This is a genomic window from Chitinophaga tropicalis, from assembly GCF_009758205.1.
Lineage (GTDB): Bacteria > Bacteroidota > Bacteroidia > Chitinophagales > Chitinophagaceae > Chitinophaga > Chitinophaga tropicalis.
The window spans coordinates 70,070-89,306 of the sequence record NZ_WRXN01000016.1; the positions used below are offsets into that span (position 1 = coordinate 70,070).

The window sequence follows — 19,237 nt, forward strand, 5'->3', positions numbered from 1 at the left end:
TCTCCGCTCCCTGCATCGAAAAACTCAAATCACCTATTATTGAAACATTAAGAGTTCCTGTTAATCACATCATAAAATTTCTCCCTGTACCCGTCACTGATAGGAATAGACTGATTAGCTATCATCACCGTATTCTTCTCCACTGAGTTGATCTTATTAAGAGATACAACATAAGACCGGTGTACACGTATGAACTTATCTGAAGGCAGCCTTGTCTCGAAAGACTTCAGGCTTCTCAACGTCAGCACCGGCTGAAAAGGCGTGTAGATCTTTGTATAGTCCTTCAGCGCCTCTATAAAAAGGATATCTTCCAGGTTTATCTTAATGATCTTATATTCTGTCTTGATAAAGATATAATCATTGACATGCCCGTTATTACTATCCCCGTTCTTCTGCTGAGACATGGTCCTGAGCTCCAGCGCCTTGGTAGCGGCACGTAAGAACCGCTCAAAAGGCACAGGCTTCAGCAGGTAATCCACTACTTCCAGGTCAAACCCTTCCAGCGCATACTCTCCATAGGCAGTGGTGAATATAACCATAGGCGGATATTTCAGCGACTTCATGAACTGGATACCGGTAATATCAGGCATCTTGATGTCAAGAAACAGGAGATCTACCCGCTCTTCCTGCAGGAAGCGCAGCGCTTCTGTTGCATTTTCAAATGTACCTACCAGCTGCAGGAAAGGGACTTTTTTGGCAAAGTCTGTTATAATTTCCAATGCCAGTGGTTCATCATCAACGGCTATACACCTGATCATTTTTCAACATAATTTTAAGATCAACAATAAATTGGTTTTCAGCTTCGGTTATTTCCAGCTCGTGGTCTTCGGTATACAATAGTTCCAGCCGTTTACGCACGTTCTGTAATCCAATTCCCCCTTTTTCCGCCACACGCTGACGGAAAAGGCTGTTTTCAACAACCAGTCTCACCTGGTTCTTCTCTATTGCCAGTGCAATGGCTATGAAAGAAGGCTCAGCATAACTGATCCCGTGTTTAAAGGCATTCTCTACAAAAGGTACCAGCAGCATCGGCTCTATTTTCAACCCTACCGGATTCCCCTGTACCGCATAATCCACTACAATGTCTTCAGGTAGCCTCAGGCGTTGAATATCAATGTAATCTTCCAGGTATTGCAATTCCTGCTGCAACAGCACTTTATCTTCATTGGACTCATAGATCATGTACCGCATAATGGTTGACAGCTTCACAATAGCATGTTCCGTCTGTGCGGAATGTTTATGTGCCAGGGAATAGATAGTGTTTAGACAGTTAAAAAGGAAGTGAGGATTAATCTGTGACTTTAAAAATTTTAATTCGGCGTTTAAATTCTCCACTTTAAGGACTTCACGCTGCTGTTCACTCTTAAACCACTCCTGTGCAATCTTGATAAAACCACTCATAAAAAGCATGAGCAAGGCCGCAAAAACCGATTTCCGGAATGTATCCGGGAAGAGTATGTAATCCAGGAAACCCGGTTCCTGCTTGTAGTTTATAAATTCTGCCCGTTTTGCCACCAGGGAATCACTGAGCATTGCCGCATCAAATACAGGAACTTTGCCTTCCCTTTCCTCCCGGTGCCGCAACCTGCTTTCCAGCATATGATAACGGATAAACGGAGGCGGAGCCGGCACCAATCCCTGATCGTCCCTGCTATGATGGGTACGGGCCAGCATAATCTCTTTGCCCGCATAGGTTTTCCAGAATACATATTCCGTCACGGCCTGCTGCAGGATGATCAGTACCAGGGTCAGCACCACGAAAGAAAGGTAGTAAACAATTTTTTTGACAGTGAAAAACCTGGGAATCAGCAGATAAAAGTTCAGGTAAAACAGCCCTATCAGAAAGAGGTTATCCACAATTTCACGGACAAAGAACCAGGGATGCTGGATCCGGATCCTGTAGATGAAGAAAGGGAGAAACAGGAAGCAGGTCCAAACCAGAATGTGCAGCCCTACTTTGAATAACCGGTTCCTATAGAGTTGTTTTAAATTTATCATGTTGCCTTAAAGGGCGATAAACATACACTCAATTCCGGTAAAGGAGCTGTTAAAATTTGTTAAGCAGACTAAAAGGAATGTTAAAATTTTGGAGATAAAGGATTCCTATATGGCCAAACACAGTACAGTGGCCAATATTACTATAAGTTACAATATTTACTTCGATAGCCTTAGTGCTACTCTACGCCGGCTATTTTCATATCCAGCAGTTCCTGCCGGGTAAGGTTAGGGAAACGTCCCTCCCCTTTTCTCATTTTACTGGCGATGCACTCGCCCACTTTAAGGGCATCCTCCTTGCTCTGGAAGGTCTTCCTGCCCATAATTACCGGGATGATCGTCTGTTCTATGAAGGTTTTAGGTCCGATATTGATCTTATACCCCCAACCTCCATTTTCCAGCTGAAACGGAATTACCGCAATGCTGTCCTGCATTGCGGTAACCGTAGTATGTTGATGTTCAGGCTGTTTGCTTTCCTGTTTCTGCCTGCAGGCTGTAAAAGAAACAACCCCGGTCAGGAACAATAAACTTGCAACCTGTAAAGCGCCAGTTCTAGTCATTCGTATCATTTTCCTCAGTCGGCAGGAATTCGCGCAGGTCATCCAGGTTTGTAGAGCTGGAAATACCTGTAGATACGAAACCTCTTCCTTTCACCGTGAAGCCAACAGCGGTAGTACGGCTGGAAGCATCAAAGGCAGTTTTCTCGTCCCAACGGTCATTGATCGGATCATATTCCCAGGTGGTAGAGCTGCTGCCGGTAGTTACATAACCTTTATTGTTGATAACGAAAGCTACAGCGCCATAACGGGCAATAGTAGTATAGTCGTCATCATAGGAGAAGTCTGTTGCGTTCTTGATCTGGCTTTTCTCATTCCACTGGTCGTTTGTAGCGTCATAAACGTACATACGGGTAGAAGTTTCAGAAGTACCGGTACCAGTTACAACGTAAGCGCTGTCATTGATAACGAAAGCCACCGCCTGTCTCCTCTTATCTTTCAGGGAGTTGGCAGGGGTCCAGCTGTCTGTAGCCGGGTTATATTTCCAGAAATCGCTCAGGTAGCTGCCGCTTGAACCGGTAGTACCTGTACCAATGTAACCGAAATCTTTAATACTGAAACCAACTGCATAGTAGCGTGCTTCAGCAGAAGCGGGCATGCTGGCTTTCTGAGACCAGGAGTTGGTAGAAGGGTCGTATGCCCACATATCCTTTAATGCACGGTAAGCAGAGTCAAAACCGGTAGCTACATAACCTTTACCGGCAGCAGCAAAAGCGGAAGCACCGGTACGGCCCAGGTTATTGAACGGATCGTTAGGATCTGCCATGGTTGCGATCTGCTCCCAGTTATCCTTTACAGGATCATATTTATAGAAAGTACTTAATTTAGAACCTGCATCAGGGCCACCAAAACCGGTGCCCACATACGCTGTATCACCGATCACAAAGCTAACGGCTTCCTTCCTGGCATCCCCTCTGAAATCAGCTCTTCTTACCCAGTTACCCAACTTTTCAGTATCGTCGCTCGATGAGCAGGAGGCTAACGTCATCGCCGCTAATCCCAGGAAACATACATTTAAATAGCGCATAAGTTATTTTTACTTTTTTAATAGCTGCCAAAATTATCCGCCCTTGTTTAAGGGAAATCATAAAATAGATATTTGGTTATTTTCACCAGACCAAACAGTATATTTTATCTGCCAATTGGTTTTTTCTCCACCAACTACCCTAGCTACCCCTGCAGTAGGATAAGGAGTACCTTTGGTAATTCGTCGATAAAATATGCCAATTGGCATATTAAATAAGCGGGAAGTTGGCTTCCTGTCTAAAATTGCGCTCCATGAATAAAAGTATCCGCGCCAAAGTGGCCTCTAAATACCTGGCTTGTGCATTGCTGATCGCTGGCGCCTCCGCCTGCGACAAGAAAGGTTTTTCTTACGATAATATAGTTGCAGACGATGGAACGGAATACCTCATCACAGATTCTGTAACGCTCAACATGAGCACCGTATATCTGGACTCCATTCCAACATCTGCACTTGGAGTGGCCCTCTGCGGTACCAATAACGATCCCGTTTTCGGAAAGATATCCGCTACCTCTTACTGGCAGGTAAAAGCATTCAGCGGTACTACCATCCCCGATCTCGCCGTGTATGACTCCATGGTGCTCATGCTCCATCCCGCCCGCGGTGTGTATGGAGATACCCTGCTGAAACAACACGTAGAGGTATACCGTGTTACCGAAGAGATCAAAAAACCTTCTACCAACACCTATTTATATAGTAACTATAGCTTCGCTACAGAATCTACCCCGCTGGGCAGCCGCGAAATGATCACCCGCCCCTACTGGGATACTGTATATAAAGTAAGATTAAGCGACGCACTGGGCAAAGAATTCTTTACCCTCAGCAAGAATAAATCACAGACCATCACAGACCAGACAAGGTTCCTGGAATATTTCAGGGGTCTTGCCCTGAAACCAGGCGCCAACAGCCAGATCATCACTCCATACCCTGTTGGTGACTCCCTGAACCTCCGCATGTACTATCATACGGATGGAAGCCAGATCAACCAGACATACGCTGACTTTGCAGTGTATAACCCTGCTTCTTCCACTTCCGTACAGTTCAATCATATAGATTTTACACGCCCGCCCGGCTCTCCGCTGACTAACCTCAGCGCTACCAATAAAAGCCTGCCTTCCACCAGTTCAGGTAACAAGGTATTTGTACAGCCTCTCACTCACCTGATAGCCCGTATAGATATGCCCTACCTGAGAACATTCACACAGTACCATGATTATACAAAGATCATGCGTGCCACGCTGACTGTACGCCCGGAAAGACTCACATACGTTTATCCTTATACATTGCCAGCCAACCTCGCTCTCTGCGAAATCAACAGCGCCAACGTAATTACGGATACCCTTACCTCCTCTCTTACCGGCGCAGTACAATACGGCAACCTGGTAACCGACCTGGTATACAACGTGAACACTGCTTACACCTACGATATTACCAATTATTGCATTGCAGAAATAAACAGTTCAGATGCCACTTCACGCGGACTTGCGTTAGTACCTCCAAGGTCAACCGGTCTGACACACTTTACGCGTGCTATACTCGGAGATGTTCAGCATCCGACAAACAGAGTTGAAGTAAAGATCTATTACCTGCGGTATAAATAATGCAATCAAGAATTGACTACATGAAGCGACTACAATATACAACCGGTTTATGCGGCCTGATGCTGTTGTTTGGTGCAAAAGCAATGGCCCAGAGCGGTATTAATTCCCTTTACTCAGCGTACGGTATAGGCGATCAGGAAGAAAAAGATTATACCCGTAACTATGGCCTCGGCAGCTCGGGTATTGCCCGCCGTTCAGATCTTTATCTTAACGAACTGAACCCGGCTTCCTATTCCGCTATCCCAAGACAGCATTTTATCTTTGATGTTTCACTGCGCGGACAATCCGCTACCTACAAAGACGCCTCCTCTCTTAACCAGACTGCCGGCGATGTGAACATCAGACGCGTAGCCCTTGGCTTCCGTGCCAGCAACCGCTGGGGTATCAGCGCAGGCTTCGGCGCTTTCAGCACTGTCAATTATAAACTGACCTCTACCACCTATGTCGATACATCACCCCAGCTTACCACTAAAGAAGGTAACGGCGGTATCAACAAAGTGTATATATCCAACGCGTTCAGACTCACCAAAAACTTTTCAGTAGGTGTGTCCAGCAACTTCCTGTTCGGACCAAACAACATCGTAACAAACGTAGGCGGTGATACCGTATCTACCAAAATACAGCGTTACGCATTCAACATCAACTTCAATACAGGCCTGCAGTACAGCGGCAAGATCAGTAAGAACTGGGTACTCGGACTGGGCGCCACTTACCGCTTCAAAACAAACATGAAATATGAGCGCTCCCTCATTATCATGAACAGCAGCGAAACCACCCTGTTTGAAGACGATCTGGCCAAAGAAACCATCACCCTGCCTGAACAGTATGGTGCAGGTATCTCCCTGGGTAATGGTACCTTTACCTGGGTAGCCGACTGGCGCAGGCAAATGTGGGCCGATACACGTAAAAGCACTACCGACTATCGCCTCGCTAACTCAGACCGCTACTCTACCGGTATCGAATACAGCAAAAGACGTACTTACGGCCAGCAACAACAGGAAGGCCTTGTATTACAGGGAGGTTTCTCCTACTACAATTCCTACCTCATTGTAAATAATAACCAGATCAGGGACGTGTCAGGTACCTTAGGTGTTTCACTGCCCAGCAAAAACGGCGCACTGCGCTATTACTTAGGTATAGAAGTAGGCCAGCGCGGTACTACCAGCGCAGGGCTGATCAAAGAGAACTATGTGAATGCAGTATTTAATTTCACATTGAGGGATATCTGGTTTATCCGCAGAACATACGAATAACAGATCATCTTCAGATAAGAAAAAGGCTGTCTCAACAAGGAGGGCACTGAAAAAGTTCCCTTTAGAAAAAGCAGGAAGAAAAACACGAGCTAAAGGCTCTGAGAATCGCTTATTTCTTAGAAAAAGTATAATATTTCTCAAATATTGAAAGGAAAAGGGCTTGTACAAATAAAAATGTACAAGCCCTGATTTTATTGGCACTTTTTCAGTGCCCTCCTCAACAAGACAGCCTTTTTTATTTCTATTCAGTCAGCAGATCACGGAACCAGTAACCGGAATCTTTAATTGTACGTTGCTGCGTATCCATATCCACATGCACAAGCCCGAAACGGGCCTTATATCCCTCCGCCCATTCAAAATTATCTGTCAGCGTCCAGGCAAAATAACCATCTACACGCACCCCTTCCCTCTTCGCCTTCAGCACAGCTCCCAGGTACTCTTCATAATAACTTATACGGTCAGCATCATGTATCCTTCCATTAACCATACTATCTGCAAATGCGGCTCCGCTCTCAGTCACCATCAGGCGGGGCATATTACTGTAAGTCGCAAACTGTTTCAGCATACCATACATGCCCGCCCCACTGATCTCCCATCCCAAAGCAGTAACAGGCACCTTCCTGTAGCGGGCCTTTACCTCAGAAATCCCCACAACAGGCATAAAGGCATTACGGCGTATCACGAGCGGAAAGTAGGTCTGTACGCCAATAAAATCAAAATCAAAAGCAAGCTGGTCCCAGTCTCGCCATAAGGCATACCTCCGCTCAATACGGCGTAACAGGGGAAAGTCGTTCACCGGGTATCCCATGCCCAGCACAGGCTCCAGGAACAACCGGTTAAACAGCGCATCCGCCCTCCGGGCGGCCATTATATCACTCTCATTCTGCGTATAGGGTAGTATGTGAGAGCACGAAAAAGCCGTGCCTATGTTAGCCCCTTCCCCTTCCTGCCGTATCACCTTCGCACCGGCTGCCTGTGCCAGCAAAGCATGATGAATGGCAGGGAAGAAATAAGACAAACCAAATTTTCCGGGGGCATGTACTCCCAGCATATATCCCAGGGAAGTAAATCCGAAAGGTTCATTCAGCACCACCCAGTTCTTTACTTTATGCCCATATTCCTTCACACAGATCCTTACATACTCTTCAAAGGCAAAGATCACTCCACGGTGACACCAGCCGCCTTTCATTTCCAACGCATGCGGAAGGTCCCAGTGGTAAAGGGTCACATAAGGAATGAGGCCCAGTTCAAGACAGGCGTCTATCAACCGGTGATAAAAAGCAATACCGGCAGGATTGACTTCGCCAATACCTTTAGGCAGGATACGCGGCCAGGAAATTGAAAAACGGAATACTTTGAAACCCAGCTGCTTTACAAGCAGCAGGTCTTCAGGATAGCGGTTATAAAAATCAGTGGCAGTCTGGGCGTGAGTACCATCCTTGATCTTACCTTTTCTGCCGGTAAAATCATCCCAGATAGACTTACCCTTGCCATCCTTTTCATGGGCGCCTTCATTCTGAAAAGCCGAGATCGTCACTCCCCAGAGAAAGTCTTCTCCAAAATCCCGGCGGTGAAAAGGTGCAGTAAACTGTTTCATATAGCCAAACAGCCTGCATTTTACAATAGTTTATCCGTTTAACCGATTATTTAATTGTTAAGGCGCTAACAATTCTTTCAAACTCCACATCAAAACTACACACCTCCAACGCCATAACTAGAAAATCACGATCAGAATTACGATCTTAGTTAAATGTTTAACAACAACATACAACAATGGCTCGTATCAGCATGTGTACTCCTCTGCGCCTGCCAGGGCAACGGCACGCAGCACATGGCAGACAGCACAGCTACACCCGCCACCCACGCAACAGACACCCTGAACCCTATGGTACTGATACCGGGAGGCACCTTCATGATGGGCGCAGACGATGCCGCGGCCAGGAAAGATGAACAACCCCGCCACCAGGTAACGGTCGATAGCTTCTGGATGGATACGCATGAAGTGACCAACGCTGAATTTGCAGCTTTCGTAGCAGCTACCGGTTACATAACAACGGCAGAAAAACCGGTCAGTAAAGAAGAACTGATGCAACAACTCCCTCCCGGCTCCCCTGAGCCGGACAGCAGCATGTTACTATCCGGTTCCCTGGTGTTTACACCACCTTCCCACGCCGTTCCGCTGGATGACGTATCTCAATGGTGGTCTTTCGTAACAGGCGCCAGCTGGCAACATCCCGGCGGCCCCTCTACAGATCTGAAAGGCAAAGAACATCTCCCCGTTGTACATATTTCCTGGAACGATGCACAGGCCTATGCAAAATGGGCCGGGAAACGCCTGCCTACAGAGGCTGAATGGGAATATGCCGCACGCGGGGGACTGAAAGACCAGCTTTATCCCTGGGGCTCAGAAGCTCTCACTACAGGAAAAGTAAAAGCCAATACCTGGAATGGGAATTTCCCTTATCAGAACACAGTGACCGACGGATACACCGGTACAGCGCCTGTTGGCAGCTTCGCTCCTAACGGCTACGGGCTGTATGATATGTCAGGAAATGTCTGGGAATGGTGTGCCGACTGGTATGACAGCCGTTATTATCAGCAGCCGGGTAATGGGGACCATCCCGGCGGACCGGCAACAGGCTACGATCCGGAAGAGCCCAATGTTGCCAAACATGTGATCAGGGGAGGTTCTTTTATGTGCTCAGATCAGTATTGCTCAGGTTACAGGGTCACGGCAAGAATGAAAACAACGCCGGAATCAGGGTTGGAGAATCTTGGTTTCAGATGCGTACGCAGCAAATAAAACATGTTTTAGTTTTAGCTGCACGCAGGCTCAAAAGCAGCCTTTTGGGCCTGCGGCAGACTAAAAAATCAGTTACTGTCTTTTGTTTTGATCTCCACTACACCATTCGCACCTCTGCTGCCATAGATAGACTTTGCAGATTCTCCTTTCAGCACATTTACAACAGCTATTTTATCAGGAACAATAGTGCCAGCCTCTTCCCTGCTTACAATTTTGCCGTTTACAACATATAAAGGCTCGGCCTCGCCGCGAATCGTGATAATTTTAATTGGCTTACTGGAATCAGCCATCACTTTCATTTCGTTCGCTGTACCTGTCACCTTTTGTCCCGTTACCGTAATAACCTCCATTTTACCTTCTTTAGGATCAATATTTGCGTCCTGATCTCCTATTTTCATACCAACCACCCTCTTTACAGCAGTCCCGTCGTCCGGAGCGGAAATATCTACTACCTGTACTATGCCCTTATCTTTTTTAGGAGGAACAGGTGGTACGGGAGGTACAGGAGGAACCGGAGGTGGCGGTACGCCGGGGCCCCTGGGAGCTTCAGGTGCTATAGGGGCCAGAGGAGCCTTAGGAGCCTCCGTGGCTTTACGGGAATCAGGAGCTACCGGCGCCAGCGGTGGCGGTGGTGGTGGCGGCAGTACCGTATCCCTTGTAGTGATCATGGTATCCCTGGTCAATATACGCACTGCCTTTACCATGTGCTTTGCATCTTCAATGGGATGGGTAAAATTCAGGGACAGTGCCGCAATTCCCATAATGCCGCCCAGCCCAAGATACCTTACCAGGTTGTAGCGGGATGATCTCTTCTTATTCATCATCATAATCCTTTGTTTTAGATGTGAGAAATTGAAATTGTTTGCGATGGCCGTCGCATATGGGATCCCACTTACTTTTATAAGACTGTATTGATAAGTTTTTACATCCATGCCCTGCCGCAGTACATGCCTGTCCGTTATAAACTCAATATTTTCACGGATAGCGAAACTCATGAACCACGCTCCCGGGTTAAACCAGTAGAAGATCTTGTTCAGGTCCCCAAGCAACACATCCATAGTATGCCACTGCCGCACATGTACCTGCTCATGACGAAGAATAGCCGATAGCTCCACCGGCGTATGCAGGGATGGATTGATATAGATATTACGAAGAAAAGAAAACGGATTTACCTGTTTGTCAGTGACCCTCACATGCTCCTCTCCCATCGCCGCAGATGTGGTATTACGATGAAATTTCCAGAGCGATAACAGCTGGACCAGCAGCCTGATACCCATCACAGTCACTCCTGCCCAGAAAATATACAGCAACACTGTCTCTGTAACAGATGCCGCCGGCTTCCTTCCCAACGCCTCCAGGTCCGGTATGTAGTTTATGGCAACTGCACGCAACGGTTCATGCTTTTCAATGAATACACTCGGGTCTATCAGCGGACATAAAGCCGCACAAATAATACCGGCCAGCAGGAAAAAACGGTTCAGCGTATAAAAGGTTAACCGTCTCAGTCCCATGTAATAGGCCAGGCAGAACAATGTGAGTATAATGTTTGCCTTTAACAGGTAAATCAGCATAGTGATCAGTTTTTCTCTATCAGCTTAACTATTTCCTTCAGTTCTTCCGGGCTTATCTTCTTTTCCTTCGCAAAGAATGTAACCAGTGCTTTATAGGAATCTTCAAAATAGTCCTTCACAAAGCCATTCATGAACTTCTGTTTGTATTCATCTTCTGCAATGATAGGAGTGTACTCATACACGTTCCCTATCTTCCGGCTTTTCAGATACCCCTTCTTTTCCAGGTTCTTGATAGTCGATGCCAGGGTCGTATAAGGCGGCTGGGGTGCAGGGTGCGCCTCCAGGAAGTCTTTTACAAATCCCGGACCCGCTTTCCATACGGTAAGCATCGCTGCCTCTTCCTGCTGTGTCAGTTTCTCCATGATAATTACGATTGTTTCGTAAATCTACGAATATTTCGTAAACAACCAAATAAAATAGCATTTTATTTTTTCAGCCGGGATCTTCCCTCCGGCAAAGAACATGCTGTTAACATCGCCAGCAACAATGTAAACTTCAAACAGGATTATCTGACAGAAATGTAAACCTAAACCAGGATTATACCAACAGAAGTGTAAACCTATATCAGGACTATACCGTGGTGCAGAATAGCTACCGCAATACATACACTAAACATGCTTTAAACATGCTTGAAACATGCTTGAAACATACTTGAAACATGCTTGAAACATGCTTGAAACATACTTGAAAGGTGGAGTTGAAAGGAACGAAATGCCTCTAAAAGAAAAAACCACTCAACTTAATGAATGGTTTTCCCTTTATCCTGATTTGTACTTACTTTAAAACTTCTGACAACTTCCTCTCCAACGCATCCCCCCTCAGATTCCTCGCTATGATCATCCCCTTAGGGTCCAGTAACAGGTTCTGCGGAATAGCCCTGATACCATACTGCTCAGCAGCCGCATTCTTCCATCCCTTCAAATCCGAAACATGCGTCCACGGAAGATTATCCGCCTGTATAGCTGCCTGCCATTTATCCTTCTTCTCATCCAGGGAAACCCCCAATATATCAAATCCTTTATCCCTGAATTTACTATAAGCCTTTACCACGTTCGGATTCTCTGCCCGGCAGGGGCCACACCAGCTGGCCCAGAAATCCACCAGCACATACTTCCCTTTATAAGAAGCCAGGCTCACATTCCGGCCTTCCACATCCGGCTGGGTAAACTCCGTAGCAATCTGCCCTACTGCCGTCTTCTTAGCTAACTCCAGTCTTTTTGCAAAATCCAGGCCGGAGGGCGTTTTACGCAGCTTTTTACTCAGTTTATTATAGAGAGGCTCTACTTCAGTTACATTAATATCATACCCTGCATACTGGTTCAATACGAACAGCGCAATAGGAGAACCGGTATTATTCTTCAGGTAATCCCTCCAGATGGTCTTCTGTGCAGCTTCCAGCTCATCAAACTTTGGCTCCAGCTTCTTCATCCCTTCCTCATCCTTCGCCATATATAACTGCCTGTATTGCTGTTCCAGATCATTCATCTGGGTATTGATATCTTTCAGCAGGGCGTTCAGCTTGGTAAAGTCATCATTGGCAGCAGAACCTTTTACAGTTGCTTTGCTGATAGAATCCTGGGTGGTGATGGTAATATCTCCCTTGTCCAGGAAAACGGTCAGCCAGTCCTTACCACGTCCGGCCTGCGGCTGTTCCCCAGCCGGGTCCTGCACTTTCAGCATCAGGTAAGCCATAGTTGGCTCAGCCAGGATACCGGAAAAAGTAAATTTTCCTGCTTTTACTTCAGTACTATCCACCTGGTTCTCACCTTTTACCTTTCTCTTTAAATATACTTTAGCCGGTTTCTGAAGTGTAGTTACAGCGCCATCGATCTTAAAAGATTGCTCTCCCTTCTTTTTATCCTGTGCAAACAACACAAACGGCGACATGAGTATCGCCATCAACATTACTGACTTCATCGATTTCTTAATTTATTCTCAATACGAAATTCACATATCCGGACAGGAAAATCAACCTGATTGTGATAAACGGCGATGCCTGCTGCCAGGAAAAAGCCCGTTAACAGTAGGACTGCTAACGGGCTAAAGTATAACTAATTTATTATTTATCAACACTTTACTTCAATACCTTCTCCAATTTCGCCTCCAGATCACCCCCTCTCAGGTTGCGGCCAATAATACGTCCTTTAGGATCTATCAGGAAATTGGCAGGAATAGCGCGCACATTATATTGCTGCGCCACCTCATTACTCCAGCCCTTCAGGTCAGACAGCTGCGTCCACTGCAGGTTATCCTGCTTTACAGCAGCTACCCAGCGGTCCCTGTTATTATCCAGGGATACGCCTACAATAGTGAAGTTCTTGTCTTTGAAGCGGTTAAATGCCTTTACAACATTAGGGTTCTCTGCCCGGCAAGGGCCACACCAGCTGGCCCAGAAATCTACCAGCACATATTTACCCCTGAAAGACGACAGCTTTACCGGTTTCCCGTTTATATCCTCCTGCGAAAAATCTTCCGCCAGCTCCCCCTCGCTTACCTCTTTCAGAGAACGGATATATTTTGAAGCAGATATACCATACTTTGTCTCTTTCAACGGCTTGTCCAGTGAATTGAACAACTGCTCAAATTCCCCCGGTTCCACACGCTTACTCAGCTCATTTACCAGTATCCACAAGCTTGCCAGCTGCTTTGGATGCATTTTGATGAATTCCTTACCGGTATTCATCACCTCTTCATTAAAAGCTGCAGCCTTTTTACGGAAGGCGTCTTTTGCCGCCTCATCAGTACCATTAATGGTCGATGCTTCGGCATTCAGCGCCTGCGCCTGTTTAATAAGCCCCTGGAAAGATTTCTGGTAAGCCTGCATAGCCTTATTATCCTCGCTGCCCTTCATTGAAGTAGCAATAGGAAAGGTCTCAGCTTTCAGCACATACTGCGCCGGCTCCTTATCTGTCACAAACAACAGCGGATTACCCACATCCTCCAGGATAATAGCATTTATAGCAGGACCACTGCCTGCCACTACCTTAAAGGAGAACTTCCCGTCTTTCAGCAATACAGAATCCTTCGGATTGTTATCTTCATCACTATAGAGATAAAGCTTTTTACCCTCGGCTCCCGTGAGAGTACCGGTTACAACCTGCTGAGCAAATGCAGAGCAGGTAAAAATCAGCCCGAAGGCAGTTATGGCAAGGTGTTTCATTCCCACTAATATAACAAAAATTACTACTATTAAAATACTGGCAATGCACCCGCCAGCTAAAATAATAAACGGTACTCCCGGTTATTTCTTATGTCTTTCCTGCAAAACAGCCAGTACATCAGACAACTGGTAACCTTTTGCACTGAGCAGCACCAGGTAGTGAAAAAGCAGGTCGGCAGATTCGTTGAGGAACAGCTCTTCATTGTCGTCCTTCGCCTCTATTACCACTTCTACCGCTTCCTCCCCTACTTTCTGGGCAATCTTATTAATACCTCTTGCAAACAGCTTCGAAGTATAGGAATCATCTGAAGGATTATTCTTCCTGTCTGCAATAATGTTCTCCAGCTTTGCCAGGAAATCATTGCTGATATTACTCTCTTCCCAGCAGGTGTCTGCTCCCGTATGGCAAACCACCCCCGCAGGGTTAGCCTTTATCAGCAGGGTATCATTATCGCAATCCACCCTGACTTCCACCAGGTGCAGGAAATTACCGCTTTCCTCCCCTTTCGTCCACAGGCGTTGTTTGGAACGGCTGAAGAAAGTAACCTTTCCCTCCAGCAGGGTCTTATCCAGCGCCTCCTGGTTCATATATCCCAGCATCAGCACTTTAAAGGTAGCTGCATCCTGCACAATAGCAGGTACCAGTCCGTCAGGCGATTTGTCAAAATTGATCTGTTTATTGTTGTACATGGGTTCTAGCTCTTTGGTAGTGTATTATTGGCAATCAAAATTAGGGTTTTCTCAGAACCTGATATTCAACCCTCTCTGGTACAGGTACGTTTTTAACGCCTGTATCTCAATTTCTTTATAATGGAAAATGCTGGCCGCCAGGGCTGCATCTGCCTGTGCGTTTTCAAATACGTCCATGAAATGCTGCATAGTGCCCGCTCCCCCGGAAGCTATCACCGGTACATTCAGGTTTTGTGACAGCTTTCCTGTAATGTCCAGTGCAAACCCCTGTTTGGTACCATCATTGTTCATGGAGGTCAGCAGTATCTCTCCGGCACCGCGCTGCACAGCCTCTTTTGCCCAGTCATATGCCTTGATGTCTGTCTTTACACGACCTCCGTTCAGGTACACATACCAGTCGCCATCCTCGAACCGGGTATCTATGGCCAGCACCACACACTGACTGCCAAACTCCTTTGCCAGTTCGTCCACCAGCTCCGGGCGTTTGAATGCCGAAGTGTTGACAGATATCTTATCAGCACCGGACTGTAACAGCACATTCACATCTTCCACAGAGGAAATACCTCCGCCAACAGTAAAGGGAATGTTCACATGCTTGGCTATGCGGGTAACCAGTTCTGAAAGGGTCTTCCTCCTTTCATTGGTGGCAGTGATATCCAGGAACACCAGTTCATCAGCCCCCTGCTCTGCATACAGGGCGCCCAGTTCAATAGGGTCGCCTGCATCGCGTATATTTTCAAAGTTCACACCTTTTACCGTCCGACCGTCCTTAATGTCGAGGCAGGGAATGATACGTTTTGTTAACATGTTGCTTAATTTTTTAAGTATGCTTCCAGTTCCTTCATAGTGATCCTCTCTTCATAGATAGCCTTACCTACTATCACGCCGCTGCAGCCCGTTTCCTGCAATGCATGAACATCTGCCATAGTACTTACACCTCCGCTGGCCACAAAGCTGATCTGCGGAAAACGCTCAAGGATCTTTTTATATAATTCGATGGAAGGGCCCTGTAACAGGCCATCCTTTGCAATATCTGTGCAGAAGATGTTATGCACTCCCTGTTCCACATTAGCGGCCAGGAAATCGAAGATAGAAAGCTCTGTCGTTTCAAGCCATCCGCCCACTGCTATCTTTTCTTCTTTTACATCTGCTCCCAGGAAGATCTTGTCAGCGCCGTATCTCTTTACCCAGCCAAAGAAAAGCTCCGCGTCTTTCACGGCTATACTACCAATGGTGGCTAGTGCAGCGCCATTCTCAAATACAATGCGAAGGTCCTCCTCTTTTTTGATGCCACCACCAAAATCCACCACCAGGTTCGTCTTCCCGGCAATAGCTTCCAGCACTTTCCAGTTCACTACAGCGCCTTTTTTGGCGCCGTCCAGGTCTACCAGGTGCAAACGCTCAACACCTATGCTTTCAAAGGCCTTCGCCACTTCCAGCGGATGTTCATTGTACACTTTCTTCTGCGCATAATCACCCTGGGTAAGGCGTACACATTTACCATCTATAATGTCAATAGCGGGAATAACGGTAAAAGTTTTCCCATCCTGCTTATCCAGTTGGAGAGCCATCTTTCGGAAATTAATATTGTCTTTGATAAAAGGAGCGCCATCATAGGCATATCCGCGTTTCAGGTAAAACCCCTCTGCCGTATCACGGGCATTGCACCAGATCCGGGCTATATGTTCCTTACGGCACAGCTGCTCAATATGCTCCATTAACATGCTGCCATAGCCTTTCCCCTGGCAGGCGGGGTGTACGGCCAGCTTGCGGAACTGCGCCGTATTACGTTGCAGGAACAGCGATACAACACCTGACAGCCAGTCCCCTTCAAACAGTCCGAAATGCAACCCGTCTGCATCATGCGGCAAATGCACAAAAGACAGGTCTGCTCCGGGGTATAGTACGTCCCTGCGCAACTGCAGGGTATCTTCTGTATTGATCTTTCTTATCTGTACGCTTTGCGCCATGCCTTATCAGAGCTTCAGGAAATTGTCGAGAATCTTTTGTCCTTCTGTGGCAGACTTTTCCGGGTGGAACTGTACCGCATAGAAATTATCTTTCTGCAACGCAGCGCTGTAGTTGATCACATAGTTGGCAGTAGCCACCGTATCAGGCCCCAGTGCAGCATAGTAGCTATGTACAAAGTACATGTAGGAATTTTCAGGTACATGCTCAAACATAGTGCTGTATAACCCGGTGATATTGTTCCAGCCTATCTGCGGTATCTTCAGGAGATTGTCTACCGGCGACTGAAACCTTCTTACCTCCACATCAAAGATGCCCAGGCATTTTGTATCATTCTCTTCCGAATGTTTGCACAACAGCTGCATACCCAGGCATATGCCCAGCACCGGCTGCTGCAGGCTGGTGATCACCTGGTCCAGCTTCCTCTCCTGCAGGTAACGCATGGCAGAGCTGGCTTCACCCACCCCCGGGAAGATCACCTTATCTGCCGATCTTATTTCCTCCACATCATCTGTTACCGTGCCTTCCACTCCAAGACGGTCCAGCGCAAACATCACAGAGCGGATATTGCCGGCATTGTATTTTATAATAACCGTTTTCATATACTTCTATTTTACGCCTGCAATGAACTGCCTGATGGCAGTATCGAGGTTGGTGGTATTTTCAATAGCGCGGATAAAGGCAGTGCCTATAATGGCCCCGTTGCTGTAAGCGCAGGCGGCATCAAAGGTAGCTTTATCTTTGATACCAAAGCCTATCAGCACCGGGTTCTTCAGCTGCATACCCTTCAGCCGCTCAAAATACTGCTGCTGATGTGACATATCTTTATCCTTACCGGTAGTAGAGGAAGAAGATACCGCATACACAAATCCACGGCTAAGGCCATCTATCTTACGAAGGCGCGCATCATTGGTTTCCGGTGTTACCAGGAAGATCAGATGCAGGCCATACTGTTCAAAAATGGCTTTGTAATCTGATTCATACTCGTCCATAGGCAGGTCCGGCAATATCACGCCGTCTACACCCACCTCTGCACACTTCTTACAGAAATTCTCAATACCGTAAAGCAATACAGGATTAAGATATCCCATCAGTACAACAGGTACGCTGATCTCTTTCCTGAAGTCTTTCAGCTGTTCAAAAAGCACTCTCAGGCTCATCCCGTTCCTGATAGCACGGGTGCTGCTGTCCTGTATTACCGGCCCGTCAGCCAGCGGATCAGAGAAAGGCATGCCCAGCTCTATCAGATCTGCTCCTGCCGCCTGCAATGACCTCATAACAGGCAATGTATCGTTCAGTTCAGGGAAACCTGCTGTACAGTATATGTTGAGAATACCGTTTTTCTTTGCGGCAAATAATTGGTCTATACGATTGCTCATAAAATACGTTTAAGCGTTATCACCGGTATTGGCTGGCAGGTTACGGATATAAGTTTCCATGTCTTTGTCGCCACGGCCGCTCAGGCACACCACCACCACATCATCCGGTTTAAATCCTACCTCTCCTAATTTAGCCAGGGCATGAGAAGATTCCAGTGCAGGAATGATCCCTTCCAGGCGGGTCAGCTCATACGCTGCCTGCAACGCTTCGTCATCTGTAGCGTTGAGGAAAGTAGCACGGCCGGTTTCATAGAGATGTGCATGTAGCGGACCTATACCCGGATAATCCAGCCCTGCAGAAATAGAATGCGGCTCGGTGATCTGGCCATCCTCTGTCTGCATCAGCAATGTTTTGCTGGCATGTATAATACCCAGCTTGCCCAGCTGCGTGGTAGCGGCAGAAAAACCGGAGTTTACACCTTTACCACCTGCTTCTACAGCTATCAGCTTCACATCCGGCTCATCCAGGAAATGATAATAAGCTCCCGCAGCATTGCTGCCACCGCCTATACAGGCCATCACATAGTCAGGATTAGGCTTGCCCGTCTTTTCCAGCAGCTGCTTCCTGATCTCTTCACTGATCACTGACTGGAAACGGGATACCATATCCGGGTATGGATGCGGGCCCGCCGCCGTGCCCAGTATATAGTGAGTGTTGACCGGGTTGTTGATCCAGTCACGTATCGCTTCATTGGTAGCGTCTTTCAGGGTTTTGCTGCCGCTGGTAGCAGGTACCACGGTAGCGCCCAGCATACGCATACGGGCCACATTGGGCGCCTGGCGCTGAATATCTATACTACCCATATACACCACGCATTCAATGCCCATCAGCGCACATACGGTAGCAGTGGCCACCCCATGCTGCCCGGCGCCTGTTTCTGCTATCACACGGGTCTTACCCAGGCGCTTGGCCAGCAGTATCTGGCCTATGGTGTTATTCACTTTATGTGCACCGGTATGGTTCAGATCTTCCCTCTTCAGGTAGATGTTGGCCTTGTATTTTTCAGAGAGACGTTTAGCCAGGTATAAAGGAGAAGGACGGCCTACGTAATCGCGCAGCAGCTGTTCAAATTCCTGCTGAAAGCCCGGATCGCGCAGTATCTGCAGGTAATTGGTCTGCAACTCTTCTACATTGGGATACAGCATCTCAGGCACATAAGCTCCTCCAAACCTTCCATAGAAACCCTTTTCATCTACATGATACCTGGAGCCGAATGTATTTTCCGCAATCTTCAT

18 protein-coding genes are annotated in these 19,237 nt (G+C 47.1%); 3 read left to right on the plus strand and 15 right to left on the minus strand.

The window, feature by feature from the left end; genetic code table 11:
* Nucleotides 1-47 precede the first annotated feature (47 nt).
* The 4 genes from GO493_RS26370 to GO493_RS26385 form a co-directional block, all read right to left on the minus strand.
* A complete protein-coding gene (locus GO493_RS26370) occupies nt 48-758 on the minus strand; it encodes a LytR/AlgR family response regulator transcription factor (protein ID WP_157309235.1) in 711 nt (236 codons plus the stop codon).
* Entirely contained in the window at nt 736-1,998 is a 1,263-nt protein-coding gene (locus GO493_RS26375; protein WP_157309236.1) for a sensor histidine kinase, read from the minus strand. Before GO493_RS26375 ends, GO493_RS26370 begins: the two co-directional genes overlap by 23 nt.
* A 176-nt stretch (nt 1,999-2,174) precedes the next feature.
* Nucleotides 2,175-2,555 (minus strand): DUF4907 domain-containing protein, encoded by a 381-nt coding sequence (locus GO493_RS26380; RefSeq protein ID WP_157309237.1) that lies wholly within the window; start codon nt 2,553-2,555, stop codon nt 2,175-2,177.
* The gene (locus GO493_RS26385; RefSeq protein WP_157309238.1) at nt 2,548-3,579 is read right to left on the minus strand and encodes a Kelch repeat-containing protein; all 1,032 of its coding nucleotides are present in this window, start codon (nt 3,577-3,579) and stop codon (nt 2,548-2,550) included. The genes GO493_RS26380 and GO493_RS26385 overlap by 8 nt, the downstream gene beginning before the upstream one ends.
* Before the next feature lie 251 nt (nt 3,580-3,830).
* On the opposite strand from GO493_RS26385, the gene GO493_RS26390 reads away from it, so the two are divergent.
* Nucleotides 3,831-5,177, plus strand: a complete 1,347-nt coding sequence (locus GO493_RS26390; protein WP_157309239.1) for a DUF4270 family protein — start codon at nt 3,831-3,833, stop codon at nt 5,175-5,177.
* A gap of 20 nt (nt 5,178-5,197) precedes the next feature.
* Nucleotides 5,198-6,430 carry a hypothetical protein gene (locus GO493_RS26395; RefSeq protein WP_157309240.1) on the plus strand — a complete coding sequence of 411 codons (1,233 nt, stop codon included), beginning with the start codon at nt 5,198-5,200 and terminating at the stop codon, nt 6,428-6,430.
* 241 nt (nt 6,431-6,671) lie between these two features.
* Here the strand turns inward: GO493_RS26395 and GO493_RS26400 are convergent, their stop codons facing one another.
* Nucleotides 6,672-8,027, minus strand: coding sequence for a GH1 family beta-glucosidase (locus tag GO493_RS26400; protein WP_157309241.1), 1,356 nt, complete (start codon nt 8,025-8,027; stop codon nt 6,672-6,674).
* Between the two features lie 153 nt (nt 8,028-8,180).
* Here GO493_RS26400 and GO493_RS26405 point away from each other — a divergent pair, with 153 nt between their 5' ends.
* Entirely contained in the window at nt 8,181-9,233 is a 1,053-nt protein-coding gene (locus tag GO493_RS26405; protein WP_157309242.1) for a formylglycine-generating enzyme family protein, read from the plus strand.
* 68 nt (nt 9,234-9,301) lie between these two features.
* Here the strand turns inward: GO493_RS26405 and GO493_RS26410 are convergent, their stop codons facing one another.
* The 10 genes from GO493_RS26410 to trpB form a co-directional block, all read right to left on the minus strand.
* Complete coding sequence (locus GO493_RS26410) at nt 9,302-10,804, minus strand: M56 family metallopeptidase (RefSeq protein WP_157309243.1); 1,503 nt, start codon at nt 10,802-10,804, stop codon at nt 9,302-9,304.
* A gap of 5 nt (nt 10,805-10,809) precedes the next feature.
* Complete coding sequence (locus GO493_RS26415; RefSeq protein ID WP_157309244.1) at nt 10,810-11,166, minus strand: BlaI/MecI/CopY family transcriptional regulator; 357 nt, start codon at nt 11,164-11,166, stop codon at nt 10,810-10,812.
* A 412-nt stretch (nt 11,167-11,578) separates the two neighbouring features.
* Nucleotides 11,579-12,721, minus strand: a complete 1,143-nt coding sequence (locus GO493_RS26420) for a TlpA disulfide reductase family protein (protein WP_157309245.1) — start codon at nt 12,719-12,721, stop codon at nt 11,579-11,581.
* 157 nt (nt 12,722-12,878) lie between these two features.
* Nucleotides 12,879-13,964, minus strand: coding sequence for a TlpA disulfide reductase family protein (locus tag GO493_RS26425; RefSeq protein WP_198315835.1), 1,086 nt, complete (start codon nt 13,962-13,964; stop codon nt 12,879-12,881).
* An 81-nt stretch (nt 13,965-14,045) separates the two neighbouring features.
* Entirely contained in the window at nt 14,046-14,654 is a 609-nt protein-coding gene (gene hisIE, locus GO493_RS26430) for a bifunctional phosphoribosyl-AMP cyclohydrolase/phosphoribosyl-ATP diphosphatase HisIE (RefSeq protein WP_157309246.1), read from the minus strand.
* Between the two features lie 51 nt (nt 14,655-14,705).
* Nucleotides 14,706-15,461, minus strand: coding sequence for an imidazole glycerol phosphate synthase subunit HisF (hisF, locus tag GO493_RS26435; RefSeq protein ID WP_157309247.1), 756 nt, complete (start codon nt 15,459-15,461; stop codon nt 14,706-14,708).
* A gap of 5 nt (nt 15,462-15,466) precedes the next feature.
* The gene (hisA, locus tag GO493_RS26440; protein ID WP_157309248.1) at nt 15,467-16,624 is read right to left on the minus strand and encodes a 1-(5-phosphoribosyl)-5-[(5-phosphoribosylamino)methylideneamino]imidazole-4-carboxamide isomerase; all 1,158 of its coding nucleotides are present in this window, start codon (nt 16,622-16,624) and stop codon (nt 15,467-15,469) included.
* A 6-nt stretch (nt 16,625-16,630) separates the two neighbouring features.
* Nucleotides 16,631-17,224, minus strand: a complete 594-nt coding sequence (hisH, locus tag GO493_RS26445) for an imidazole glycerol phosphate synthase subunit HisH (RefSeq protein WP_157309249.1) — start codon at nt 17,222-17,224, stop codon at nt 16,631-16,633.
* 6 nt (nt 17,225-17,230) lie between these two features.
* Nucleotides 17,231-18,001 carry a tryptophan synthase subunit alpha gene (gene trpA, locus GO493_RS26450; protein WP_157309250.1) on the minus strand — a complete coding sequence of 257 codons (771 nt, stop codon included), beginning with the start codon at nt 17,999-18,001 and terminating at the stop codon, nt 17,231-17,233.
* A gap of 9 nt (nt 18,002-18,010) precedes the next feature.
* Nucleotides 18,011-19,237 (minus strand): tryptophan synthase subunit beta, encoded by a 1,227-nt coding sequence (gene trpB / locus GO493_RS26455; protein ID WP_157309251.1) that lies wholly within the window; start codon nt 19,235-19,237, stop codon nt 18,011-18,013.